Here is an 836-nt window from a genome sequence, read left to right on the forward strand (position 1 = left end):
GAACGGAAGAAATCTTGACGGAAGGTCTTGCCCTTCGAAGCATCCCCTGCAAACGCGATAAAAACAAGAACGAACCAACAATGCAGTCGGCAATGACCCAGAATCGCGGCAAACCCCTTCCTTTAGGGAGGGGCAAGAGCGCAGCTCGCGCAGCAAGGTATCAAGATTTACACCATTCAGGGAGGGGTGGAAGTCAACTGAATGATCGCGACGCCCGCATGTCGCTGTCAGCATCGTCCCGAATTTTGTTCAACCACGTTTCGGCTGCTTCCGTCTTTGCCTTGATGGACTCAGCCTCATCGTTGAGATTGTCCAGTTGCTTCTCGATCTCGTCCGCTAGCGTAACGGGGCAATAAAAGCCTTCGGAGGCTGATTCAATGATCTTCTTAATCGAAGAAATCCCTAAACCAATGTTGCGGCATTGTATGATGAAATCGATTTTTTCAACATTTTCTCTGGAATATATTCTCTGATTATTTCCAAAACGACGAGGAGAAACGAGTTTCTTCTGTTCGTAGAATCGAAGAGTTCTTAGAGTCACGTTGTGTTTTTCTGACAATTCGACAATCGTCATCTCTTCGTTGTTTACATCGCTGCTCATCAACACTCGCTCATCTTCTTTTTGTGGTTTAAGAGACTACATGCTCTTGGTTTTACAACGTGACCTCGTCCGTCACGCCGCATATGTCACGTTGTATCTGAAATTTCAAATGATTGTTCGTCTTCGAGATTTTTATCAAGCTGCGCCTTGCGTCCTGTTTGCTCTTGCTTTCCCGTTCCTTCCAGGGAAAGCAAGAACATGCGCTGTGCCATAAAAGTCAGATTGTATCCCACGA

At 46.3% G+C, this 836-nt stretch carries 1 protein-coding gene; it reads right to left on the reverse strand.

The genetic code is table 11. The features are described from left to right. Positions 1-193: 193 nt before the first annotated feature. Positions 194-601: a MerR family transcriptional regulator gene (locus E1297_RS01240; RefSeq protein WP_155132879.1), complete on the reverse strand. Its 408-nt coding sequence runs from the start codon at positions 599-601 to the stop codon at positions 194-196. Positions 602-836: the final 235 nt, after the last annotated feature.

Source organism: Roseibium sp. RKSG952 (assembly GCF_009711355.1).